Origin of the sequence: uncultured Maritalea sp., from assembly GCF_937139385.1 — a bacterium.
GTDB lineage: Bacteria > Pseudomonadota > Alphaproteobacteria > Rhizobiales > Devosiaceae > Maritalea > Maritalea porphyrae_A.
This window is the reverse complement of sequence record NZ_CAKZPW010000255.1, coordinates 1-6,151: the sequence shown is the minus strand read 5'-3', so window position 1 is coordinate 6,151 and position 6,151 is coordinate 1. Positions and strand designations below refer to the sequence as shown.

General features: G+C 48.8%; 3 protein-coding genes and 1 pseudogene. All 4 read right to left on the bottom strand.

The annotated features are described in order from the left end of the window. Positions 1-280 precede the first annotated feature (280 nt). Positions 281-2,104, bottom strand: a pseudogene (gene dnaE / locus Q0231_RS10525) (DNA polymerase III subunit alpha); the annotation flags it as partial. Positions 2,105-2,435: 331 nt separating this feature from the next. Beyond that, positions 2,436-3,128: an ABC transporter ATP-binding protein gene (locus Q0231_RS10520; protein ID WP_269394166.1), complete on the bottom strand. Its 693-nt coding sequence runs from the start codon at positions 3,126-3,128 to the stop codon at positions 2,436-2,438. Beyond that, positions 3,121-4,485 (bottom strand): ABC transporter permease, encoded by a 1,365-nt coding sequence (locus Q0231_RS10515; RefSeq protein WP_299347642.1) that lies wholly within the window; start codon positions 4,483-4,485, stop codon positions 3,121-3,123. The genes Q0231_RS10520 and Q0231_RS10515 overlap by 8 nt, the downstream gene beginning before the upstream one ends. A gap of 3 nt (positions 4,486-4,488) precedes the next feature. After that, positions 4,489-5,838, bottom strand: coding sequence for a proline--tRNA ligase (gene proS / locus Q0231_RS10510; protein WP_299347641.1), 1,350 nt, complete (start codon positions 5,836-5,838; stop codon positions 4,489-4,491). Between the last annotated feature and the right edge of the window lie 313 nt (positions 5,839-6,151).

Here is a 6,151-nt window from a genome sequence, read left to right as displayed (position 1 = left end):
CCCTTCACTCGCTCGCTTCTAGAAAAACTGAGGCAAAAGACAGCATTCCTAAAGATATCGAATTGGAAAACCAAACAACAATCGAGGCTTCCATGGTTGACTTCACTGAAAACATTGAAAACTTCAGCAGAAACCCTAAATTGGAAATTCTTAACAAAATCAAGGAAATTTAAGCATCTTCTCAAGAAATTTAAGAAAGTGACAGGAAAAATCTGGTTAAAAGCTTACTTTAGGGGTATTTGCTTGACTACGAGACTTACTGCTTTGAAGAGTCATGGAAATAGGTCAACTCATCATCAAGTGGTGCTTTTTCGATTGAGAAGTCGCCACCATTGCGGTTGATGTTTTTGACCGCATAATCAATCACGGTAAGCGTTTTGAGGCCCAAAAAGTCAAATTTGACCAGTCCCGCATTCTCCACCACTTTCATATTGTACTGGGATACGGGCATGTCCGAACGCGGATCACGATAAAGGGGCACCAATTGCTGCAAAGGCCGATCGCCAATAACGATACCCGCAGCGTGGGTCGAAGCGTGCCGATAAAGGCCTTCTAGCTTTTGTCCAATGGCGAGTAAATCAGCAACCGTTTCTTCCTCGTCCCGCATTTCTTGCAAACGAGGCTCACCATCAATTGCTTCTTTCAACGTGACAGGATTGGCAGGATTTGAAGGCACAAGCTTACAAATACGGTCCACTTGTGGGTAAGGCATTTGCAGCACACGTCCCACATCGCGCAATACGGCACGAGCCTGCAGCGATCCAAATGTGATGATCTGCGCCACCTGCTCAGCACCGTATTTTTGCTGAACGTAGCGAATGACTTCTTCGCGACGATCTTGGCAAAAATCGATATCAAAGTCGGGCATCGACACACGTTCGGGGTTCAAAAACCGTTCGAACAGCAGCGCATATCGCAAAGGATCAAGATCCGTGATGGTCAAAGAATAAGCAACCAAAGACCCCGCACCAGACCCCCGGCCCGGCCCAACTGGAATGCCCTGATTCTTGGCCCACTTGATAAAGTCAGCAACAATCAAAAAATATCCGGGGAACTTCATGTTCACAATGACGTTCAACTCAAACGCCAATCTATCGCGATAGTCCTTTTCGGTTAGTCCTTCCGCAGGACCGATTTCTGCAAGAAACCTATCAAGTCCTTCTTCTGCTTGGCGCGCCAACTCTTTGCCTTCAGCCTCAACCGCTTCATCAGCACTAAGATGAGCAGGAGCGGCAAAGTTAGGTAGAATTGGACCACGCTCTTGCGGGCTGAAGTGGCAGCGCTCAGCGATCTCAATGGTTGACGACAATGCCTCAGGCAAATCGGCAAACAGATCACACATTTCCTGGCGCGACTTAAAATAATGCTCTTGGGAAAGCTTTCGCCGCTCGGTTTGCGCCACCACACTGCCCCCAGCAACGGCCAGCAACGCATCATGAGATTCAAAATCATCAGATTTTGCAAAAAACGGTTCATTGGTGGCCACCAAACGAATTCCATTCGCATAGGCATAATCGACCAATTGGGGTTCGGTGAGTTTTTGCCGTTCAATATCGTGGCGCTGCAACTCGATATAGAAACGATCTCCAAACCGTTCCTTCAAGGCATTCAACCGCTCAATAGCAACAGCGTCATAGCCTTGCGCAAAAGCGGGATCAATCCCACCTTCTAGCCCGCCACTCAGACAAATTAGATCGCCAGTAAGTTCTCCATCAAGCCAATCCAAATGCAATTGAGCCAACCCATCAGCACTTTGCAAATAGGCTTGAGACACCAATTCACTTAGATGCTCAAAACCCGTCTCAGACTGTGCAATCAATACAATCGATTCTTTGGCGAATTTTTTGCGCTCTTTGCCTGGAATATCCTCAGGTGGTTCGAACTGCAGCGGTATTTCACACCCAACGATGGGCTGCAATCCTTTGGAGCTTGCCATGGTGGAAAATTGCAAGGCCCCGAACAGGTTGCTTGTATCTGCAATCCCCAGTGCCGGCTGCTCATCAGCAATCGCCAAATCAATAAGCTTGGGCAACTTGATCGCCCCTTCAAGAAGCGAATAAGCCGAGTGTGCGTGCAGGTGAATGAAGCCGGGACCATTTGTCATCATATTCTACTTTTAAGAGAGCCGATGCTCGCCGCCAAGCCAGTATATGGTTTCATGCACAAGTGTCAGGACAGCGTAGACAGAATATCAAGCCAAACCAGCGTTGCAGCGCTGAATGCTGTAATTGAACAAAGGGCCATCACGTCTTTAATCAAATGTGTCATGCTTATCTCCATGTTTCCTATTTGTTCTTATATATTCTCCTTTTGTTCTTGTCCACAGCATTCCCACAGGACAAAACTAGCGAATTCAATTATGGTAAACATACGTAGGGACGCGCCTTGAGGTCATAGACCCAGGGGCAATTTCGCAAGATATCCAAGGCTGTGGATTAAAACGTGAACGGTACCAGTTTGCCGTCTTTAAGCGTCAGCACACGATCGGCGCGTTTAGCGATATCATAGTTGTGCGTTGCGATCAGGCCTGCAGCATCATGATTGCGGATCGAGTTTGCCAACAAATCAAACACAATGGTGCTTGTTTCAGGATCAAGGTTGCCAGTCGGCTCATCGGCCAAAATAAGTCCCGGCGAGTTGGCCAACGCGCGTGCAATCGCAACCCGTTGTTGTTCACCACCTGACAATTGCGCAGGACGGTGCGTTCCGCGTTGTGTCAAACCCATCATTTCCAACAGTTCATCACCACGCGCACGCGCTTCACTGTCGCTAATACCCGCAATGAGCAAAGGCATCATCGCATTTTCTGTGGCGTTGAATTCTGGCAAGAGATGATGGAACTGATAGATATAGCCAACGTGCTGGCGGCGAACCAAGGTGCGCTCGCGATCTGACAAACCATCTGTGGGCACATCACAAATAGTGACACGCCCCTCGTCCGCCCGTTCGAGCAAGCCAGACACATGCAACAATGTTGACTTGCCCGCACCAGAAGGCGCAACAAGCGCAACTATTTCGCCACTCATAATTTCAAGATCAGCGCCCTGCAAGATCTTAAGTTCGCCCTCACCTTGCTCATATGTGCGGTGAATATCTTCAAGCTTCAGCTTCACGTTTTTATCAACCATAACGCAATGCCTCAACTGGATCATATTGTGCGGCGCGCCACGCGGGGTAAAGCGAAGCCAAAAAACTCAAGATTAACGCCATGCCCACAACAAATGCCACTTCAACCGGATCTGTTTTAGAAGGTAACTCGGACAAAAAGAACACTTCGGGCGGAAACAAAGCAATGCCGATGGTATCGGATATCCAAGCGCGCAATGCCTCCGCATTGGACGCGACAAGCAACCCAACCACAAGGCCAATTAAGGTGCCTGCCACACCAATGGCAGTACCAGTCATACAGAATATGCGCATAATCGACGCCCGGGTGGCCCCAATGGTTCGCAATACCGCAATATCCGCATTCTTTTCCTTCACCAGCATCACGAGCGAAGAAATAATGTTGAAAACAGCGACCAAAACAATCATCGACAGAATGACAAACATCACTACGCGCTCAACTTGCAAGGCTGAGAAAAATGTTTCATTGCGCCTTTGCCAATCGGTGAAAATCATTGGCCGCCCGGCAGCCAACTGCAGCGGATCACGCATGGCGGTGGTGGCATCGGGATTGTCCAAAAACACTTCCATGGCGCTCACGCGATAAATTCGCTCGTATGCATTGTCTATCTGCTCGTCTGTCGCATCAAACGGCAGTGGTTCCTGCCCGTCCTTTAAGACATCACGATAAAGCTGAAAATAGTCTTGCCCTTGTTGCAGCGGCATAAAAACATAAAAGCTGTCGAACTCCACCATGCCCAATTCAAAGATAACGCTCACCGGGTAGGAACGGATTTGTGGCGTGGTACCAAATGGTGTGATGATCCCATCTGGCGTAATAATTGTTACTGGATCACCAATCGACACACCTAGCTTTTGTGCCAGACGAATGCCAATCGCAAGGTCCCGGCTTTGATCCCAGCCTCCAAAGCCACCAAGTATGACAGATTTCTTTAAAGACGGTAGTTTTTCAATGTCATGCAAAGACATGCCACGCACTGAAACGCCCGTAGATTGCCCAACGCCAGAAGCAAGCGCTTGCCCTTCTGCAAAGGCCACCACGGACTGCACCCCGTCCACTTCTTCCATCCGCATCAACACATCGCCATAGTCTTCAAACTGCGCTTCGATCGGAAACACAGTAAAATGGCCGTTCAACCCAAGGATCTTGTCCAACAACTCCGCACGAAAACCATTCATCACCGATGTCACAACGATCAGTGTGGCCACACCAATCGCAATGCCGGTCAGCGTCAGCGCGGCAATGACTGAAATAAAAGCTTCTTCCCGTCGGGCCCGCAGGTATCGCCAAGACACCATAAACTCGAACGGGGAAAACGGACGGTTCTTTTCAATCATCTTCGCGCTGTTGTTCGCCATAAACTAGATCGTATCCAAACGCAGAGGTTCAATGATTGCGCGAATGTGCTCAGCGGCTGCTTCAATTAAAACAGTGCTACGCTCGCCCGTTTTACGATCTTTGATTTCAACTTCGCCATTTTTAAGGCCGCGTGGCCCAACAATCATCTGGAATGGCAAGCCAATCAAATCTGCTGTTGCAAACTTGCCGCCTGCGCCCATGTCACGATCGTCATAAAGCACGTCGATGCCTGCAGATTTCAACTCGCCATAAAGCTTTTGGCAGGTCTCAACACATGTCTCATCACCGGCTTTCAAGTTGATCAGACCAAGTTCAAATGGTGCAACCGACACAGGCCAGATGATGCCGTCGTCATCGTGACTGGCTTCAATAATGGCCGGCAACAATCGCGTAAGGCCGATTCCGTATGATCCCATATGCACAGCAACTTCTTCGCCGTCCGCATTGGTCACCTTCGCGCCCATTGGTTCAGAGTATTTTTCACCAAAATAGAACACTTGGCCAACCTCAATGCCGCGCGCCGCAATTCGGCGTTCCTCAGGCACATCAGCTTCAAACTTATCCATTTCAATCATGTCTTCAGTGGCGGCATATAGCGATGTCCACTCGTCAACGATCGGGCTTAGATCACCATCATAATCCACATCGATCGAAGGAATTGGCTTGTCCAGCAAAGCGCTATCGCAGAACACACCGCTTTCGCCCGTATCTGCCAACACGATAAATTCGTGGCTCAAATCACCGCCAATTGGGCCCGTTTCGGCCTGCATCGGAATCGCGGTCAAACCCATGCGCTTATAAGTGCGCAAATAGGCCACAAACATGCGGTTGTAGGCTTTGATCGAGTTTTCTTTATCAAGATCAAACGAATAAGCGTCCTTCATCAAAAATTCGCGGCTCCGCATCGTGCCAAAACGCGGACGAATCTCGTCACGGAATTTCCACTGAATGTGATAAAGGTTTAGCGGCAAATCTTTGTATGATTTCACGTTCGCCCGAAAAACTGACGTGATCATTTCTTCGTTTGTTGGTCCATACAACAAATCCCGGCCATGTCGATCTTCTACGCGCAGCATTTCCTTGCCGTAGTCGTCGTACCGTCCACTTTCCCGCCACAAATCTGCTGGCTGCAACGTTGGCATCAGCATTTCGTGGGCGCCTGCCCGGTCCTGTTCCTGCTCAATAATGGCTTGAACTTTGCGCAACACTTTGTAGCCAAGCGGCAACCAAGCATAAAGGCCACTGGCTTCTTGCTTGATCATGCCGGCACGCAACATCAGGCGGTGCGAAACAATCTCAGCTTCTTTTGGTGTTTCTTTGAGGACGGGCAAAAAATAACGGGAAAGACGCATTTCTAAAGCTGCTCTTTTCGACTCGAGAATTGAGAATTGAAGGTTCAGTGGCGAGAAAACGCCATATGGGCGGAATTATCAAGATAAAAGGCGGATTTTACCTATTAAGCACCCCAGTAAACCAAACATGCCAAAAATCGCATAATCATGACAAAAATGTGATGACACCTGCCAAAACCCTTGTTAGTGTCCAATCCCAATGAGAGGAGTGCCAGAACTTAAATGGCAAACCCATCTCGCTGACAAGGTCAAGGGAGGAACATTGGCAACGTCTTGAACGCATAAGACCAATGCATTGTCGCGACACTATTTG

What these genes read in the sequence shown, in the direction of transcription:
- proS (WP_299347641.1), bottom strand. Translation starts at nt 5,838, where the DNA reads ATGCGTCTTTCCCGTTATTTTTTGCCCGTCCTCAAAGAAACACCAAAA.
- Q0231_RS10515 (WP_299347642.1), bottom strand. Translation starts at nt 4,485, where the DNA reads ATGGCGAACAACAGCGCGAAGATGATTGAAAAGAACCGTCCGTTTTCC.
- Q0231_RS10520 (WP_269394166.1), bottom strand. Translation starts at nt 3,128, where the DNA reads ATGGTTGATAAAAACGTGAAGCTGAAGCTTGAAGATATTCACCGCACA.